The organism is Pseudonocardia zijingensis (assembly GCF_042657305.1).
In the GTDB taxonomy this organism is placed as follows: domain Bacteria; phylum Actinomycetota; class Actinomycetes; order Mycobacteriales; family Pseudonocardiaceae; genus Pseudonocardia; species Pseudonocardia zijingensis.
Map to the genome: position 1 here is coordinate 304,510 of NZ_JBHSKO010000003.1, position 17,444 is coordinate 321,953.

Sequence of the window (17,444 nt, forward strand, 5' to 3'; positions counted from 1 at the left end):
AGAGTCAACCACCCCTCAGATCAGTGGCGACGGGCCCGTAGACCCGCACGATCTCGTCGAGTTGCTGCCGGAACGCTTCCGCGCCGATGAACTCGTCGGGCACGTACGCCTCGTCGAGCTGCTGCCGGACGCCCGGGTCGGCGAGCCCGTCGCGCATCGCCGCCTCCAGCCGGGAGACGACCTCGGGCGGGGTGCCGGCCGGTGCGCCCAGCCCGAACAGCGACGTGCTGTAGGTGAGCTCGGGGAAGCCGAGCTCGGCGAGCGTCGGGACGTCGGGCAGGTAGTCGACGCGCTCGGCCGGGCTGATCGCGAGCGGCCGGAAGGTGCCCGCGTCGAACTGCTGCCGGATGTCCTGCGAGACGTTGATGAACACCGCGTCGACGGCGCCGCCGAGCACGGCCTGGATCAGCTCGGCGTTGCCGTTGAAGGGCACGACGGTGACCTCCACGCCGTACTCGCCCGCCAGCCGCCGCAGCTCGATGGCCTGCGACGTGGTGGCGCCGGGCGTGCCGACGGTCAGCTCGCCCGGCCGCTGCCGGGCAGCGTCGAGGAACGCGGCCGCGTCGGGGTACGGGGAGTCGCCCGCCACCGCGAGCACCGACGGCACCGCGGTGATCACGCCGATCGCCACGAACGAGTTCGCGTCGTAGGGCACGTCCTGGATCATCGGCGTCACCACCGTGGACGGCGCCGCCACGAGCGTGAGCGTGTGGCCGTCGGGCTCGCTCGCCACCAGCTCGTTCATCGCGACGGACCCGGCCGCGCCGGGCACGTTCTCCACGATCACCGGCTGCCCGAGCGCCTTCTCCAGGTGGGCGCCCATGGTGCGGGCGGCGAGGTCGGTGGGCCCGCCCGCGGTGTACGGGACGAGCACGGTGATCTCCTCGCTCGGGTAGTCCTCCGGGGCGTCCTGCGCCGTGCAGGCGGCCGCCAGCAGGGCGACCACCGCGATCCACGCTCGTGCCGTCCTCATCAGGGCCCTCCCAGGATCGGTTCGTAACCGGCCTGCGTCCGGTCCAGCACGGCCCGCATCTCGGCCGCGCCGCGGAACTGCGGGCCCAGGTAGCGCTCGCCGACCGCCTCGACCACCTGCGGGTCGCCGTGCGCCTTGCTCAACGCGCCCTCGATGCGGGTCACCACCGGCTCGGGCAGCCCGGCCGGCCCGGCGAGCCCGAACGTCGAGCCGGACAGCGTGAGCCCGGGGAAGCCCGCCTCCACGAGCGTCGGCACCCCGGGCAGCCAGTCGAGCGGCTCCTCGGTGGACACGGCGAGCGGCCGGAACTCGCCCGCGTCGATGTTCGCCGTGACGTCCTGCGACGCGTTGATCAGCACCGCGTCGATGTTGTGGCCGAGCAGCGCGGTGGTCATCTCGGCGTTCCCGTTGAACGGCACGGCCGTGACCTCCACACCGTGCTCGTCGCGCAGCCGCTGCAGCTCCACGCCCTGCGGTGTGGACGCCCCGGGCACGCCCACCGTGATCGCGCCGGGCCGGGCCCGCGCGTCCGCGACGAACGCGGCGACGTCCGGGTACGGCGAGTCCGCCGCCACCGCGAGCAGCGAGGGCACCTCGGAGAGCACCCCGACCGGCGTGACGTCGGCCGCGGTGTAGCCCACGTCGTTGACCAGCGGCGTCAGCACGGTGGTGCCCGCGGTGATCAGCGCGAGCGTGTGGCCGTCGGGTTCGGCCTGCACGAGCTCCTGGGTGGCGAGCGCCCCCGAGCCGCCGGGCACGTTCTCCACGACGACCGGTTGGCCGAGGTCGCGTTCGAGGTACTCGCCGTACGCGCGGGCGGTGAGGTCGGTGGGGCCGCCCGCGGCGTACGGCACGAGCAGCCGGATCTCCTCGCTCGGGAACTCGGCGGGCTCGGCCGCACCACCGCACCCGGCCAGCAGGACGAGCCCGGTGAGCAGCGCGATCGGCCTCATGGTTCCTCCCAGCGCAGCGGCGCGGCGGTCTGCGCCTGCAGCTCGTCGCGGGTGAGGCCGGGCACCATCTCCCGCACCACGAACCCGTCCGGCGTCACGTCGAGCACAGCGAGGTCGGTGTACACGCGGTGCACCACGGCCGCGGCCGTGAGCGGGAACGTGCAGGTGGGCAGGAGCTTGGGCCGGCCGTCCCTGGTGGTGTGGGTGGTCATCACGAGCACCCGGCGCGCCCCGACGGCCAGGTCCATGGCCCCGCCGACGGCGGGTGGCAGCGTGGCGTCGTCTGTGGCCCAGTTGGCGAGGTCGCCGTTGGCGGCCACCTGGAACGCGCCGAGCACCGTGATGTCGATGTGGCCGCCGCGCATCATCACGAACGCGTCGGTGTGGTGGAAGTACGCGCCGCCGGGCAGGAGCGTCACGAGCTGCTTGCCCGCGTTGATCAGCTCCGGGTCGCCGGTGCCCTCCTGCGGCGCCGGTCCCATCCCGAGGATCCCGTTCTCGCTGTGGTAGACGATCTCCCGGTCCGGCGGCACCACGTCCGCGACGAGCGTGGGCAGCCCGATCCCGAGGTTGACGTACGAGCCGTCCGGGATGTCCTGCGCCACCCGCGCCGCCATCTGCCGCTTGGTGAGCCTCACGCCGCCACCACCCGGTCCACGAAGATCCCCGGCGTGACGACGGCCTCCGGGTCGAGCTCCCCGAGCTCGACGAACGCGCTCACCTGCGCCACCGTGACCCGGGCCGCCGTGGCCATCACCGGCCCGAAGTTGCGGGCCGCGGAGTGGTAGACCAGGTTGCCCCAGCGGTCGGCCAGGTGGGCCTTGATCAGCGCGACGTCGGCGGGCAGCGGTTCCTCGAACACGTGCCTGCGCCCGCCGATCACGCGGACCTCCTTGCCCTCGGCGAGCGGGGTGTCGGCCCCGGCCGGGGTGAAGAAGCCGCCGAGCCCGGCGCCCGCGGCCCGCATCCGTTCGCTGAGCGTGCCCTGCGGCACCAGTTCCAGCTCGATCTCGCCCGCCCGCCACAGCTTCTCGAACCACACCGACCCGGAGGACCGCGGGTACGAGCAGATGATCTTGCGGACGCGGCGTTCGCGGATCAGGGCGGCGATGTCGGTCTCGCCGCTGCCCGCGTTGTTCGTCACGACGGTCAGATCGCGCACGCCCAGGTCCAGCACCGCGTGCACCAGCGCGACCGGCACCCCGGAGTTGCCGAACCCACCCACGAGCACGGTGTCGCCGTCGCGCACCCCGGCCACGGCCTCGGCGAGGGAGGCCACCCGCTTGTCGATCATCCGGCCGCCCGGTACCAGCGCGGCGACGTGGACGGCGGGGGCGTGAGCGCGGCGCGCACCGCCACCAGCGAGGGCCCGTCGGTCGCGAGGGCCTTGGCGAAGGCCTCCTCGAACGCCTCGCCGAACCCGTCGACGGCCTGCGCGGGCACCCCGAAGGCACCGGCGAGCGCCACGAAGTCGGGGGTGACCAGGTCGACCCCGCGGGTGGGCACGCCCGCCTGCACCTGGTCGAAGCGGAGCATCCCGTAGCCGCCGTCGTCCACCAGCACCACCGTGACCGGCAGCCGCTCCTGCACCGCGGTGGCCAGCTCGCCGCAGGCGAAGAGGAAACCGCCGTCGCCCACCACCGCGACCGCCCGGCCCGATCCCGCGGCCGCGGCACCGAGCGCGGCGGGGAACGCGAAGCCGAGCGTGCCCCAGCCCATCGGGTAGGCGAGCCGCCGCGGGCCGCGCACCCGGTGGAAGCCCGCTGCCCAGTAGCCGGCGATGCACATGTCGGCGAGCAGCGTGGCGTCGGCGGGCAGCAGCCGGTCGAGCGTGTGGAGCAGCAGGGCGGCCTGTGGTTCCTCCTCGCGCACGAGCGCGGTGACCTGATCGCGTAGCGAACGGATCTGCACCGCGAGCACGTCCAGCCCGTCGCGCTGCGGCACGGCGGCGGCGAGCCGTTCGGTCACCGCGCGCGCGTCCCCGACCAGGACGTGGTCGGGCCGGTAGTTCTTGCCCGCGTCGTCGGCGTCGACGTTGATCGCCAGCAGCGCGGGCGGCTGCGGCATCCGCCAGTTCTGGGTGGTCATCCCGTCCAGGTCGCTGCCGATCGCGATCACGAGGTCGGCGTCGTCCCACAGCGCGCCGACGACGGGCACGTGGGTGGTGGCGGGTGCGAGGCACGGGTGCTCGGGCGGCAGCACCCCGCGCCCGTGGTAGGTGGTGACCACCGGTGCGGCGAGCCGCTCGGCGAGGGCGCCCACGGCGTCGCCCGCGCCGGCGCGTACCGCGCCGCCGCCAACCCAGAGCAGCGGGCGCTCCGCGCGTTCGATCAGCGCGAGCGCGGCGTCGAGATCCGGCTCGGGCGGGCCCGGGGGAGGTGTCTCGACGGGCGTGCGCAGCGTCACCGCGGCCCGCAGCAGGTCGGTCGGCACGCCCAGGTAGACGGGGCCGGTGGGGGCTCGCAGCGCCGCCTGCCCGGCCTCCAGCACCTCGGCGTACAGGTCGGCGGCGGCCGCGGTGGTGGTGGCCGCTTTCGTGACCGGCGCGAACATGGCGGCCTGGTCGCGGGTCTCGTGCAGCACCCCGCGGTAGACGCCGGGGCGGCGCAGCGTGGTGGGGATGTCGGTGGCGATCACGAGCACCGGCGCGCCGGACGTCATGGCCTCGCCGGTGGCGCCGAGCGTGTTGGCCGCGCCCGGCCCGGTGGTCACCACCGCGACGCCGAGCCGTCCGGTGGCCCGGGCGTAGCCGTCGGCGGCGTAGGCGGCGGCCTGCTCGTGGCGCACCCCCACCAGCCGGATCCCGGCCTGCGCGCACGCCTCCCACACCGGGAGGTTGTGCACGCCCGGCAAGCCGAACGCGATCTCGACGCCCAGCTCCCGCAGCGCGTCGACCAGTGCCGTCGCTCCGTCATCCGCCACGTGCAACCTCCTGGAAGGTCTGCTCGGTCTCGGTGAACAGCGCCGCGAGGTCGGCGCCGCCCAGGAACTGCTCCGGCACGTACCGCTCGTCGAGCCCGCGCCGGGTGTCCGGGTCGGCCGAGGCCGCCCGCATGGTCTCCTCCAACTTCGCGATCACCGGCTCCGGCGTGCCCGCCGGGGCCACCACGCCGAAGGTCGTGGTGCTCTGCGTGATCTCCGGGAACCCCTGCTCGGCGAACGTGGGCGCGTCCACGTACGGCAGCCGCTCCTCGGTGCCCACGGCCAGCACCCGCATCTGCCCGGACTCGAGGAGGGGCATCAGGTCCTGCGAGGCGTTGACGAACCCGGCCGTGACGTTGCCGCCCAGCAGCGCCGCGAACACCTCCTGGGCCCCGTTGAACGGCACCACGGTGAGCGGCACGTCGTAGAGCTGGGTGATCCGGCGGGTCTCCGCGGCGTGGGTGTTGGTGGCGCCCGGCGTGCCGACGCTGACGAGGGCCGGGTCGCTGCGGGCCGCCGCGACGAGGCCCGCGAGGTCGGTGTGCGGCGATGCTGCCGGTACGACGAGCGCGGACGGCACCTGGGTGATCACCCCGACCGGGGCGAAGTCGTCGCGGGTGTACCCGACGTCGTTGGTGAGGTAGTTGAGCACGGCCGTGGGCAGCGCGCTCATCGAGAGCGTGTAGCCGTCCGGCTCGGAGGACAGCAGCTCCTGGTAGGCCGTGGAGCCCGAGGCCCCGGGCATGTTCTCCACCACGACCGTCTGCCCGAGCGAGCGCTCCATGAACGTGCCGAGCGAGCGGGCCGCGATGTCGGTGGGCCCGCCCGCGGTGTACGGCACGATCAGCCGGATCTGGTCGGAGGGGTAGGCCTCCGGCTCTTCGGACCCCTGCCCGCCGCACGCGGCGAGCAGCAGCGCGGCCGCGGCCGCAGCGATGAGGCGAAAGCGGTTCATCGGTCTCCCTCGACGGATGCGGGTTCGGGGACGTCGTGGCGGTGCAGCACGCCGGCCCTGCGCCTCGCGGTGACGATGCTGATCACCACGATCAGCACGGTGACCGCGAGGATCCCGCCGGAGATCGGCCGCGTGACGAACACGCCGAGGCTGCCGCCGGAGATCAGCATCGTCTGGCGGAAGGCGCGTTCGAGGATCTCCCCGAGCACGAACGCCAGCACGAGCGGGCCGGGCTCGAAGCCGGTCTTCTTCATCAGCCAGCCCAGCAGGCCGAACGCGAGCACCACCCACATGTCGGTGGCGTCGTTGTTGATCGAGAAGACGCCCGCCATCGTGACGAGCAGCGCGAACGCGGCGAGGATCCCGGCGCGCACCCGCAGGATCTGCACGAACACCCCGACCAGCGGGATGTTCAGCGCCAGCAGCATGAGGTTGCCGACGAACATCGATGCGATCACGCCCCAGAAGATCTCCGGGTGCTGGTCGATCAGCTGCGGGCCCGGGGTCACGCCCTGCACCAGCAGCGCCCCGAAGATGAGGGCGAGCACGACGTTGGCCGGGATGCCCAGCGTGAGCAGCGGGATGAACGCCGAGGTCGACGAGGCGTTGTTGGCCGTCTCGGGGCCGGCGACGCCCTCGATCGCGCCACGGCCGAACCGGCTCGGGTCCTTCGCCCGGCGTTTCTCCAATGCGTAGGAGGCGAGCGACGAGACCACACCGCCACCACCCGGCAGCACGCCGATCAGGAAGCCGAGCACGCTGCCGCGCCCGATCGCCCCGGCCGACTCGCGCAGGTCGGCGCGGCTCGGCCAGATGTTCCTGATCCGGCTCGTGACGGCCTGCACCTTCTCGGTGCGCTCCAGGCTGTGCAGGATCTCGCCGACGCCGAACAGACCCATCGCGACGGCCACGAAGTCCAGCCCGTCGAACAGCGCCACCTGGCCGAAGGTGAACCGCGTCGTGCCGGCGATCGGGTCCTGGCCCACGGTGGCGAGCAGCAGCCCGAGCGCGGCCATGGCGAGGCTCTTGAGCGCCGAACCCGTGCCGAGGTAGGTCACCAGCAGGATGCCGAGCACCGCCAGCGCCACGTACTCCGGCGGCCCGAACGACACGGCCAGCGCCGCGAGGGGCGGCGCGAGCAGCGCGAGGCCCACGACGGCGAGCACACCGCCGACGAACGAGCCGATCGCGGCCACTCCCAGCGCCGGGCCCGCGCGGCCCTGCTTGGCCATCTCGTAGCCGTCGAACGTGGTGACCACCGACGCCGCCTCGCCGGGCAGCCGCAGCAGCACCGAGGTGATCGTGCCGCCGTACATCGAGCCGTAGTAGATCCCGGCCAGCAGGATCACGGCCGTGTGCGGCTCGATCTCGTACGTGAGCGGCAGCAGCAGCGCGATCGTCGCCGTCGGGCCCAGGCCCGGCAGCACGCCGATCACCGTGCCGATGAGCACGCCGAGGAAGACGTAGAGGATGTTGACCGGGTCGAGCGCGACCGCGAAGCCCTGGGTGATCCCGTCGAGGACGCCCACTAGCTCACCAACCCGGCCACCACGTCGTCGGGGAACCGCACCCCGAGGGCGGTGTCGAACAGCAGGTAGAGGCCGATCGAGCCGGCGACGGCCAGCCCGAGCGCCCACCGCCACGGCTCGCGGCCGAAGACCCGCAGCCAGAGCAGCAGCATCAGGAACGCCGGGAGCAGGAACCCGACCACCTCGAACGCGGCCACGAAGACGGCGAGCCCGGCGAGCCCGCCCGCGATGCGGGCCGAGCCCCGCGTGAACGGCTCGTAGTCGTCGGGGTCGTCCACCACCAGGAGGACGAGCCCCGTGCCGGTGAGCAGCAGCGCCACCACGAACGGCCACAGGCCGGGGCCGGGGGAGGTGAGTTCGCCCAGCGAGAGCGCGACGGAGCCGACGAGGGCAACGACGCCCACGGCCACGACGATCAACGGACCGAGCCGGTACAGCTGCCCGCGCGGCTGCTCCATCTGCACCTCTTCCCTGAGGCCGGATGTCTGATCAGTGAACGTATGCAGTGCGGGCAGGGCCGGTCCAATACAAGATGAGGGCAGGACTGAGACGGCATCCGTATCAATGGGGGCGGATCGTGGAGTTGCGGCACCTGCGGGCCTTCACCGCCGTGGCGGAGGAGTTGCACTTCGGCCGGGCCGCCGCGCGCCTGCACATGGCACAGCCGCCGCTCTCCCAGCAGATCAAGCACCTGGAGCGCGACCTGGGGGTGCGGCTGCTGGAGCGGACCACCCGGCAGGTCCGGCTCACCAGCGCCGGGGCGGTGTTCCTCGAACACGCCCGCCGGGTGCTCGCCGAGGCCGACCGCGCCCGGGAGTCGGTGCTGCGCACCGAGCAGGGCGAGCGCGGCGAGATCCGCGTGGGGCTCACCGGCGCCACCACGTGGCGGCTGCTGCCGCGGCTCACCCGCACCTACCGCGCCCGCTACCCGCTCGTGCGCCTGGAGCTGCACCCGTCGGTGTTCAGCGGCGCACAGATCAGCACCCTGCTCGACGGCGGCATCGACGTGGCCCTGCTGCGTGCGCCCGTGCCCGCCCTGCTGGCGAGCCGCACCGTGCTGGACGAGGAGCTCGTGGCCGTGCTGCCCGACGACCACCCGCTGGCCGACCGCCCGTCCGTTCCGCTGGCCGAGCTCGCGGGGGAGAACTTCGTCAGCTACCCCGACCGGCAGGGCTCGAACCTGCGCGACGCCGCGATCCGGGCCTGCGCCGACGTCGGCTTCTGGCCCCGCGTGGTGCAGGAGGCCCAGGACACCTACACCGTGGTGGCGCTGGTGGCCGCCGCCGTCGGCGTGGCGCTGCTCCCGGCCTCGGCCGAGTGGCTGCAGTTCGAGGGGGTGGCCTTCCGCCCGGTGACCGGCGCCGATGTCCGGGTGCCGGTGGCGCTGGTCTGGCGGCCGGGCGACGAGTCGCGGATCCTCGCCGGCTTCCTGGAGGTGGCGGCCGAGCTCCTCCCGTGATCGACCTCCAGGTGACTGCAACTCATGGGTTGCACATCGACGGATGATCTGCAATGCTACGGTTGCACATCGACTCGGAGGGCCATCATGGACGACGCCACCAACACCACAGCGGAGACGTCAGAGCTCGACAGCGTCGCCCGGCAGATCGACATCGACGCGTCTCCCGACCGGGTCTGGGACCTGGTCGCGCGTCCGGGCTGGTACGTCAACGACGGCACGATCGCGGCCGAGCCCGAACTGCGCCAGGAGGGTGAGGTCACGATCGTCACGGACCCGGAGCTGGGGGAGTCCAGGTTCCTGACAGTGCGGCTGGACAAGCCGCGCTACGCGGCGTTCCGCTGGCTCCACGCCCGGTACCCGGAGGCGTCCGGGGGCACGCTCGTCGAGTTCTGGATCGACGAGCGCGAGGACGGCGGGGTGACCCTGCGGGTTCTGGAGAGCGGGTTCTCGTGCCTGTCCGAGGACACGGCCGTGTGGCTGGAGGAGCGGGAAGACCACGACCGCGGCTGGTTGCAGGAGCTCGCGGCGGCGAAGGCGCACGTCGAGGCCGGCGGGTCGTGAGCACGCCGGACCTGCCGACCATGTGCGCCGCGCTCGGCGACCCCACCCGCTGGGAGATCCTCACCCGGCTCGGCGAGGGTGCGATGTCGGCGTCCGCGCTGGCCCGGGTGCTCCCGGTGAGCAGGCAGGCGATCGGCAAACACCTGGAGGTGCTGCGCGAGGTCGGGCTGGTCGAGTCGCAGCAGCGCGGCCGCGAGGTCGTCTACCTCGCCCTCGGTGCCCAGCTTGGTGCGCTCGCCCGGCAACTCGACCGGATCGGCCGGTCCTGGGAGTCCCGGTTGCTGCGGATCAAGGAGCTGGCCGAGCGCCCGGATCACGACCGGCCGTCTGGGCCCTGACCACCACGAACCAGTAGCGCGACCCCGCTGCAGGACGCCCGGTGCGGCCTCGCAGCGGTGGTTCCGCGCGCCCGAAATCGCTGCGTGACGACCGAAGGCAGGATCGGACATGACCGTCCAGACCCCCGGAACCGACCACGAGGGCACGGCGCCCGTCGAACATCCCGCGACACGTACCCGCCGACGGCTCGTGCTGGCGCTGGCCTCCGCGGCCACGGCGATGGTCGGGCTCGACGGCGCCATCGTGAACGTGGCGCTGCCGTCGATGCAACGCGATCTCGGTGCCGGGTACGGCACCCTGCAATGGGTCGTCGTCGCCTACGGCCTGCTGCTCGGCGGGTTCCTCCTGTTCGGCGGGCGGATGACCGACCACGTGGGCCGAAAGCGCGTGATCGTGGCCGGGCTCGCCGTATTCACCGGTGCCTCGTTCCTCGCCGGCGTCGCGACGGAAGCCGAAGTGCTGATCGTGGCGCGCGGCTTCCAGGGCTTCGGTGGTGCCCTCATCGTGCCGGCTGCGCTCTCGTTGCTGGCTGTCACGTTCGCGGAGGGGCCCGAGCGGGAGCGGGCGTTCGGCGTCTTCGGGGCCGTCGACGGCCTCGGCGCGACCTTCGGGGTCGTTGTCGGCGGGTTGCTGGCCGCCGGACTCGGGTGGCGTTGGGCGTTCTTCATCAACGTGCCGATCGGCGCGGTGCTGATCGCGGTCGCGGCGGTCGTCCTGGCGCCGGACGAGCGACCGGACCGCGGTGCACGGCTCGACCTCGCCGGGGCGACCTCGGTGACCGGGGGCCTGTTGGTGTCGGTCTACGCGCTGCACCACGCGACCGTTCACGGTTGGTTCGCCGCCTCCACGCCGGCGTTGTTCGCCGTGGCCGCGGCGCTGCTGGCGCTGTTCGTGCGCATCGAGGCGCGGTCGGCCGCCCCGCTGCTTCCCGCCATGATGCTGAAGAACCGTTCGGTGGTGGCCGCGAACCTCACCGCGTTCCTCGGGTTCTGCGCGCTGGTGGCGTTCATCTTCCTCGGATCGCTGCTGATGCAGCAGGTGCTGGGCTACTCCCCGGCGCAGGCCGGGGTCGCATGGCTCGCGACCACGGCCACCCTCTTCGTGGCGGCCATGGCAGGCACCTGGTTGGTGGCCCGGGTCGGCGTGCGGTGGCTGCTGCTCTCCGGCCTGGTGCTCGTCGCCGTCGGGGCACTGTGGATGGCACGGATCCCGGCTGACGCCGGCTACCTCACGGACCTGCTGCCCGCGTTCCTGCTCGCCGGCGTCGGATTCGGGTTCTGCGGCCCGGCCCTGCAACTCGGTGCGCTGTCCGGGGTGGCGGAGGCGGACACCGGTGTCGCCTCCGGGCTCGTGGAGACCACGCGCGAGATCGGCGGTGCCGTCGGGGTCGCCGCTGTGACGACCGTGCTGGTCGCCGGGTCCGGGATCGAGGGCTTCCACGCCGCGTTCGGGTTCGTCGCCCTCCTCGCGGCCCTCGGCGCCGTCACCGCCGCCGTGGGATGCGTGCGCGGCCGCTGATCGCTCCGATCACGCGCCCAGGCGGGTGCGGCGGGCCGCCTCGTCGGGGCGGGCCGCCAGCTCCCGCGCGTGGACCCGGTCCAGCGGCGCCATCGTGCCTGCGCCCAGGGCCACCGAGCGGACGCGGGCGGCCTTCACCGCCATGGTCGTGATGGTCTCCACCTCGGCGGCGGTGGCGCCGAGGGCGACGATGCCGTGGTTGCCGAGCAGCACGAGCCGGGGTGCGGTGCCGTCGCGGTCGAGCCGGTCGCGCACGGCGGTGTGGGCGGCCGTGCCGAGCGCGATGCCGGGCGCCGCGTAGGGCACCCACACCGGCTCGCCCAGCACCACGGCTTCGTCCGGGAACAGCGGCGCCGACCACAGCTCCTCGGCCTCGCGCACCGCGAGCAGCCCCACCACGGCCGTCGGGTGCGTGTGCGCCACCCAGGTGGCCCCGGCGGCGAGCGCGACCACGTGCACGAGGGTCTCGATGCTCGCCTTCGCCGAGCCGCCCGCGGACAGCAGCCGCGACAGCCTGTCCTGGTCGGTGCCGCCCCGTTCGAGCACGTCGACGAGCTCGGGCAGGTCGCCCACGACGAAGTCCCCGGCCCCGGCGAGGTCCATCCGCGATCCGCTGGCCTTGACGGCGAACCGGTCGTCGTCCAGGCGCACGGACGTGTTGCCCTCGGCGAGGACCACCAGGTCGGCGGCCGGGTCGCCGAGGCGGCGGGTGAGCGCCACCAACTCGTCCGGCACCTCGTGCGGGCGCACGGCGAACGTCACGACAACCTCCCGTAGCGCCGTAGCGCGACCGTGTTGAGCAGGGCGGACAGCACGAGCACCAGCCCGAGCGCGAGGAGCTGGTAGCGGCTGCCCTCGGCGCCCTCCGGGAACGCCAGCAGCATCCCGGCGTTCAGCCAGGTGACGAGCAGGGCCGCCACGAGCACGCCGCCGACCCGGCCGATCCCGCCCTGGATCGCGACGCCGCCCAGCACGGCCACCGTGATCGCGGGCAGCGCCATCCCGTTGCCCACGATGCCCGCGTCCGGCCGGGCGGAGGCGAACTGCCCGACCGTCACGACCGCCACCACGCCGGAGAGCAGCCCGGACATCACGAACGCCGTGAACCGGGTGCGCGCCACCGACTGCGTGGCGTACGCGGCCGCGACGTCGTTGGTGCCCACCGCGTACAGCGACCGCCCGTAGGTCGAGCGGGACACCACCACCCAGGCCAGCAGCGCGCACGGCAGCAGGATCGTGAACACGTGCAGCGGCACGGGCGGCAGCGGCTCGGGGAAGTTGACGTTGCGGGTGAGCGAGTGCAGCGCGACGACCGGGGGAGTGGAGATCGGCGCATTGCCGTTGCTGATCAGCGCGAGCGAGCTGTACGCGTAGTACGTGGCGAGCGTCGCGATGAGCGCCGGGAAGCGCACGTACGCGACGAGTGCTCCGTTGACGGCGCCGAGCAGGGCGCCCACCACGATGCAGCCCACGATCGACGGGAGCAGCGGCCACTCCCACACGCCGACCATGAACCCGAACGCCATGCCCGCGAGCGACACGATCGCGCCCACGGACAGGTCGATGCCGCCGCGCCCGGAGACGATCACGAACAGCTCCGCGACGGCCAGCAGCGCGAACGGCACCATCGACTCGAGCGCGTTGCCCAGGTAACGCACGTCGTAGGGCGCCACGAGGTAGCCGCCCGCGCCGAGCACCCGGAACCAGACGACCACCACGACGAGCAGCACCGCGAGCAGCACCACCCGCTCGGTGAGCGCGATCCGCAGCACCCTGGCCGCGATCCCCTCCCCGCGGGCGCGTTCGGCCGCCGGCACGGTCTCGATCTCGGTCATCGGGCGCTCCTCCGCCGCTCGCGCAGCAGGTCGACGCCGACCGCTACGAGGATGAACAGGCCGATGAACAGCTGTGCGAGCTCCGAGGGCCAGGACAGCAGGGTGACGGCGCTCGACACGGTGCCGACCAGCAGCGCACCGAGCACGGTGCCCAGCACGGTGCCGCGGCCACCGATGATGCTGGTGCCGCCGATCACGACCGCGGCGATCACCCGCAGCTCGAGCCCGGTGCCCACGTTCTGCTGCACGAGCCCGCCACTGCCGATGAGGATGCACGCGGCGAGCCCGACGCACGCACCCGTGAGGACGTACGCGCTGATCTGGCGCCGCCGCACCCGCACCCCCGCCAGGCGCGCGGCGAACGCGTCGCCGCCCACGGCGTACAGGTGCCTGCCGGTGGCCCAGAACCGCATGTAGCACCACATGCCCGCGGCCAGCACGAGCGTGAGCCACCACGCCGTCGGCACGCCCAGCAGCTTGCCCTCGGCGCCGCCGCCGATCGGCGCGAGCGTGGGGGGCACGCCCGCCACCTGCTCGGTGCCGAAGATCTGCAGCGAGACGAACCGGTAGATGTTCAGCGTGCCGAACGTGACGATGATCGGGTGGATGCCGCCGTAGGCCACGAGCAGGCCGTTGACGGCGCCGAGCACCAGCCCGACCACCACGGCGACGGCCACCGCGGGCAGGAACGGCAGCCCGGAGTCGCGCACCAGCAGTGCCACGATCACCATCACGACCGCGGCCTGGCTGCCGACGGAGACGTCGATCCCGGCCGTGACGATCACGGCGGTCATCCCGATCCCGATCAGCGCGATCGGGGCCACCGTGAACAGGATGTTCTGCAGGTTGCCCGTGGTCAGGAACGTGTCGGTGACGAGCGAGAGCACCACCCACAGCAGCCCGACCACGCCGATGAGGGCGATCTCCTGACCCTCGATCGCGCGCACGCGCGGCCTGCGCCGGGTGGGCGCGGCCGCGGCGGTGGTCGCGGTGGACGTCATGCGGCTGTCTCCCCCTCGTCGCCCGCGGCGGCCGCGAGCACGTCGGCCTGGCTCGCGCCGCGCTCGAACTCCCGCACCACCGCTCCCTTGCGCACCACCAGCACGCGGTCGGCGAGCTGCAGGACCTCCGGCAGATCCGTCGAGATGACGAGAACGGCGCTGCCGCCGTCCGCCAGCTCCAGAACCAGCCGGTGGATCTCCTCCTTCGCCCCCACGTCGACGCCCTGGGTGGGCTCCTCGAGCACCAGCACGCGGGGTGCGCGCACGAGCTGGCGGGCGAGCACCACCTTCTGCTGGTTGCCACCGGACAGGGCCCCCACGGCCGTTCCGACGTCCGGGGCCTTGATCGCGATGCGGCGCAGGAAGTCCTCCGCGATCGAGCGCTCCTTGCGCCGGTCGAACCAGAAGCCCAGCTTCGCGAGGTGGCGCAGGTGGGCGCTGGAGATGTTGAACGCGATCGACTTGTTCGCGAACACGCCCTGCTGCTTGCGGTTGCCGGGCAGCATCGCGATCCCGGCCGCCGCGGCGTCCTGGGGGGAGTGCAGCCGCACCTGCCGGCCGTCCACCCGCACGGTGCCCGCGTCGGCGGGGGCCACCCCGTAGAGGGCACGGGCGATCGCGTCCGTGCCCGACCCGATGAGGCCGTAGAGGGCCACGACCTCCGCCGGGCGGACCGTCAGGTCCAGGCCGGTGAACGCCCCGGAGCGGCCGAGCCCGGACACCGCGAGCACCGGGTCCCCCGTGGGGGCCGGGCGGTCCGCGGTGGCCGAGCCCAGCGCGTGGCCGACCATCAGCTCGGCAACCTGCCGCACCGTCAGCTCGCTGGTCGGTTTCGTGGCGACCACCTCGCCGTCGCGCATGACGGTGACGCGGTCGCTGATCTGGGACAGCTCGTCGAGCCGGTGGGAGATGTAGATGATCCCGACGCCGGCGGCCCGCAGGTTGCGGACCACGCCGAACAGCACCTCGATCTCCCGGTCGGTGAGGATCGCCGACGGCTCGTCGAGGATCAGCACCTTGGCCGAGTGCGCGAACGCCTTGGCGATCGACACGAGCTGCTGCTCGGCCACCGGCAGGTCGGCCACGCGGACGTCGCCGATCGCCGGGTCGAGCCCGATCTGCGCGAGGAGCTCGCCCACGCGCGTGCGCTGGGCGGCCCAGTCGACCCGCCCGTTCGTGCGCAGCTCGCGCCCGAGGAACACGTTCTCGGCCACGGTGAGCTCGCCGAACAGGTGCGGCTCCTGGTAGACGGTGGCGATCCCCGCCTCCATGGCCGCCTGGGTGCTCCCGCCGGTGATCGGTGCACCGTCGATCTCGACGGTGCCCTCGTCGGCCACCTCGGCACCGGACACGATCTTGATCAGCGTGGACTTGCCCGCGCCGTTCTCGCCGACGAGGGCGTGCACCTCGCCGGCGAGGACATCGAAGTCGACACCCCGCAGCGCCCGCACGCCGCCGTAGCGTTTCTGGACGCCGCGCAGGCGCAGCAGGGTCTCACCCATCAGTAGTCGTACTGGTCGACGTTCTCGGTGGTGATCCGCAGCGGGTCACCGAGCAGCAGCTCCTTGCTGCTCTCGTCCCAGGTCACCGCCGAGAGTTCCGCGTTCACGTTGTTCGTGGCCTGGAACGGGGTGCCCGAGGCCAGCTGCTTGCCCGCCCACGCGGTGAGGTAGCCGAGCTGTTCGACGTCCCAGAGGATGGCCGCGGACGACGACCCGTTCTCCAGGTACTGCTTCATCGACTGCGGCGTGCCCAGCCCCACGGTGAACACCTGGCCGATCTTGCCGGCCTCGGTGACGGCCTTGGCCACACCCGGCGCCGACGCCGTGCACTCGCCCACGAGGCCGGTGAGGTCCGGGTGGGCGTTCATCAGGTCCTTGGCCATCGTGACGGACTGGGCCTCGTCCTCGCCCGCGTACACGATGTCGACGATCTCGGCATTCGGGTACTTCTCCGCGGTCACCCGCTTCTGGACCTCGATCCAGGAGTTGAGGTTCGCCGCGGTCTGCCCGCACGACACGATCGCGTACTTGCCCTGGCCGCCCATGGCCTCGAGCAGCGCGTCGGTGAGCGCCGTGCCGACGCCCTCCGGCGAGGCCTGGTTCACGAACGCCTCGCGCACCGAGTTGGGCGCGTCGGTGTCGCTGGTCATCACCTTGATGCCGGCGTCGGCGGCCTCCTGCAGCACGGGGGCCATCGAGTCGGGGTCGTTGGGGGCCACCACGAGCACGTCCACCCGCTGCTGGATCAGCGAGTTCACGATCTCGGTCTGGGCGCCCGGGTCGGCCGTGGACGAGCCGCGGTAGATCCACTCGATGCCGAGCTCCTGGGCGCCCTTCTGCCCGCCGGTGTTCATCGCCTCGAAGTAGGGGATGCCCTGCAGCTTGGGCACGAATGCGACGCTGACCTGGTCCTCGCCGCCGCCTCCACCGCCCCCGCCCCCGGGGTTCTGCTGGGTGCAGCCCGCGAGGGCGAGCGCCCCCGCCGCCGCCACGGCCAGTGCCGCGGTGATGCGCCTGTTGAGCATCCTCGCTCCTTCCTCCGCGCCTGTGGTCAGGCGGACGTCTCGTGGGGATGGTCGACGGGAACCCGGTGGACCTCGACGCCGTGCTCGGCGAAGCAGTCGAGTGCGTCGGGTTCGGCCGCGTCGTCGGTGAACAGGCCGGTGATCCGCTGGGTGGGCACGAAGCTGTGCAGCGCGAACCGGCCGATCTTGGACGAGTCGAAGAGGCCGTACACGTCCACGCAGGAGGCGGCCAGCCGCCGCTTGACGGTGGTCTCCTCCACCGACAGCTCCATCAGGCCGTGCTCGCGCGACAGCCCGCGGATGCCGAAGAAGCCCATCGTCAGCCGGCCGCGGCTCACGACCACGTCGCCGAAGTCGCCGACCACCGACCACGACGAGCGCCGCACCGTGCCGCCGGGGAGCACGACGGTGACCCCGCTGTCGCTGAGCAGCTCGGCGGCGCGCAGGCCGTTGGTGACGACGATCAGGTTGCGGCGCCCGCGCAGCTCGTGGGCGAGCTGGTAGCAGGTGGTGCTGCAGTCGAGCGCGATCGCGGCGCCGTCGGGCACGAGCGCGCCCGCGGCCCGGGCGATGGCGGCCTTCGCGGCCGTCCGGTGGCGCAGCCGCATCTCGAACGCGCCCTCGTCGGCGCCGTCGGCGGTCACGGCGCCGCCGCGCACCCGGGAGAGGAGGTGCCTGCGCTCCAGCACCTCGAGGTCCTTGCGGATGGTCACCGCGGTGACGCCGAAGCGGCGCACGAGGTCGGCCACGCTGACCCGGCCGTCGACGTCGAGCAGGCGCAACACCTCCTGCTGCCGCTCGTGCTCCGCGATGCCCGCCACGCGCGAACCGTAAGAAGCACCGCCGTAACCGTCAACGAACAGTTTGGT

Annotated in this window: 18 protein-coding genes; 4 read left to right on the forward strand and 14 right to left on the reverse strand. The window is 73.0% G+C overall.

What is annotated here, in order from left to right:
• Window positions 1-4 precede the first annotated feature (4 nt).
• From ACFPL3_RS08495 to ACFPL3_RS08530, 8 genes are read right to left on the reverse strand one after another with little or no spacing between them, the layout of a single operon-like run.
• Window positions 5-973 (reverse strand): tripartite tricarboxylate transporter substrate binding protein, encoded by a 969-nt coding sequence (locus tag ACFPL3_RS08495; protein ID WP_343943211.1) that lies wholly within the window; start codon window positions 971-973, stop codon window positions 5-7.
• Window positions 973-1,926, reverse strand: a complete 954-nt coding sequence (locus ACFPL3_RS08500) for a Bug family tripartite tricarboxylate transporter substrate binding protein (RefSeq protein ID WP_343943210.1) — start codon at window positions 1,924-1,926, stop codon at window positions 973-975. The genes ACFPL3_RS08495 and ACFPL3_RS08500 overlap by 1 nt, the downstream gene beginning before the upstream one ends.
• A complete protein-coding gene (locus tag ACFPL3_RS08505) occupies window positions 1,923-2,564 on the reverse strand; it encodes a 3-oxoacid CoA-transferase subunit B (RefSeq protein WP_343943209.1) in 642 nt (213 codons plus the stop codon). Before ACFPL3_RS08505 ends, ACFPL3_RS08500 begins: the two co-directional genes overlap by 4 nt.
• On the reverse strand, window positions 2,561-3,220 hold the full coding sequence (locus ACFPL3_RS08510; protein WP_343943208.1) for a 3-oxoacid CoA-transferase subunit A: 660 nt from the start codon (window positions 3,218-3,220) through the stop codon (window positions 2,561-2,563). Before ACFPL3_RS08510 ends, ACFPL3_RS08505 begins: the two co-directional genes overlap by 4 nt.
• Window positions 3,217-4,848: a thiamine pyrophosphate-binding protein gene (locus ACFPL3_RS08515; RefSeq protein ID WP_343943207.1), complete on the reverse strand. Its 1,632-nt coding sequence runs from the start codon at window positions 4,846-4,848 to the stop codon at window positions 3,217-3,219. The genes ACFPL3_RS08510 and ACFPL3_RS08515 overlap by 4 nt, the downstream gene beginning before the upstream one ends.
• A complete protein-coding gene (locus ACFPL3_RS08520) occupies window positions 4,838-5,803 on the reverse strand; it encodes a tripartite tricarboxylate transporter substrate binding protein (protein WP_343943206.1) in 966 nt (321 codons plus the stop codon). The genes ACFPL3_RS08515 and ACFPL3_RS08520 overlap by 11 nt, the downstream gene beginning before the upstream one ends.
• Complete coding sequence (locus ACFPL3_RS08525; protein WP_343943205.1) at window positions 5,800-7,332, reverse strand: tripartite tricarboxylate transporter permease; 1,533 nt, start codon at window positions 7,330-7,332, stop codon at window positions 5,800-5,802. The genes ACFPL3_RS08520 and ACFPL3_RS08525 overlap by 4 nt, the downstream gene beginning before the upstream one ends.
• On the reverse strand, window positions 7,332-7,790 hold the full coding sequence (locus ACFPL3_RS08530; RefSeq protein WP_343943204.1) for a tripartite tricarboxylate transporter TctB family protein: 459 nt from the start codon (window positions 7,788-7,790) through the stop codon (window positions 7,332-7,334). The genes ACFPL3_RS08525 and ACFPL3_RS08530 overlap by 1 nt, the downstream gene beginning before the upstream one ends.
• 119 nt (window positions 7,791-7,909) lie before the next feature.
• Between ACFPL3_RS08530 and ACFPL3_RS08535 the strand changes: the two genes are divergently transcribed.
• The 4 genes from ACFPL3_RS08535 (at window position 7,910) to ACFPL3_RS08550 (ending at window position 11,212) form a co-directional block, all read left to right on the forward strand.
• The gene (locus ACFPL3_RS08535; protein ID WP_343943203.1) at window positions 7,910-8,791 is read left to right on the forward strand and encodes a LysR substrate-binding domain-containing protein; all 882 of its coding nucleotides are present in this window, start codon (window positions 7,910-7,912) and stop codon (window positions 8,789-8,791) included.
• Window positions 8,792-8,878: 87 nt separating this feature from the next.
• Window positions 8,879-9,355: an SRPBCC family protein gene (locus ACFPL3_RS08540; RefSeq protein WP_343943202.1), complete on the forward strand. Its 477-nt coding sequence runs from the start codon at window positions 8,879-8,881 to the stop codon at window positions 9,353-9,355.
• The gene (locus tag ACFPL3_RS08545) at window positions 9,352-9,693 is read left to right on the forward strand and encodes an ArsR/SmtB family transcription factor (protein WP_343943201.1); all 342 of its coding nucleotides are present in this window, start codon (window positions 9,352-9,354) and stop codon (window positions 9,691-9,693) included. Before ACFPL3_RS08540 ends, ACFPL3_RS08545 begins: the two co-directional genes overlap by 4 nt.
• Window positions 9,694-9,802: 109 nt before the next feature.
• A complete protein-coding gene (locus ACFPL3_RS08550; protein ID WP_343943200.1) occupies window positions 9,803-11,212 on the forward strand; it encodes an MFS transporter in 1,410 nt (469 codons plus the stop codon).
• Window positions 11,213-11,221: 9 nt separating this feature from the next.
• Here ACFPL3_RS08550 and ACFPL3_RS08555 read toward each other — a convergent pair whose 3' ends face one another.
• The 6 genes from ACFPL3_RS08555 to ACFPL3_RS08580 are packed head-to-tail and all read right to left on the reverse strand — an operon-like array spanning window position 11,222 to window position 17,396.
• Window positions 11,222-11,974, reverse strand: coding sequence for a class II aldolase/adducin family protein (locus ACFPL3_RS08555; protein WP_343943199.1), 753 nt, complete (start codon window positions 11,972-11,974; stop codon window positions 11,222-11,224).
• Window positions 11,971-13,047, reverse strand: coding sequence for an ABC transporter permease (locus ACFPL3_RS08560; protein ID WP_343943198.1), 1,077 nt, complete (start codon window positions 13,045-13,047; stop codon window positions 11,971-11,973). Before ACFPL3_RS08560 ends, ACFPL3_RS08555 begins: the two co-directional genes overlap by 4 nt.
• The gene (locus ACFPL3_RS08565; RefSeq protein WP_343943197.1) at window positions 13,044-14,048 is read right to left on the reverse strand and encodes an ABC transporter permease; all 1,005 of its coding nucleotides are present in this window, start codon (window positions 14,046-14,048) and stop codon (window positions 13,044-13,046) included. Before ACFPL3_RS08565 ends, ACFPL3_RS08560 begins: the two co-directional genes overlap by 4 nt.
• Complete coding sequence (locus tag ACFPL3_RS08570) at window positions 14,045-15,550, reverse strand: sugar ABC transporter ATP-binding protein (protein ID WP_343943196.1); 1,506 nt, start codon at window positions 15,548-15,550, stop codon at window positions 14,045-14,047. Before ACFPL3_RS08570 ends, ACFPL3_RS08565 begins: the two co-directional genes overlap by 4 nt.
• Window positions 15,550-16,575 (reverse strand): autoinducer 2 ABC transporter substrate-binding protein, encoded by a 1,026-nt coding sequence (locus ACFPL3_RS08575; protein WP_343943195.1) that lies wholly within the window; start codon window positions 16,573-16,575, stop codon window positions 15,550-15,552. Before ACFPL3_RS08575 ends, ACFPL3_RS08570 begins: the two co-directional genes overlap by 1 nt.
• A gap of 26 nt (window positions 16,576-16,601) precedes the next feature.
• Window positions 16,602-17,396 carry a DeoR/GlpR family DNA-binding transcription regulator gene (locus tag ACFPL3_RS08580; protein ID WP_343943194.1) on the reverse strand — a complete coding sequence of 265 codons (795 nt, stop codon included), beginning with the start codon at window positions 17,394-17,396 and terminating at the stop codon, window positions 16,602-16,604.
• Window positions 17,397-17,444: the final 48 nt, after the last annotated feature.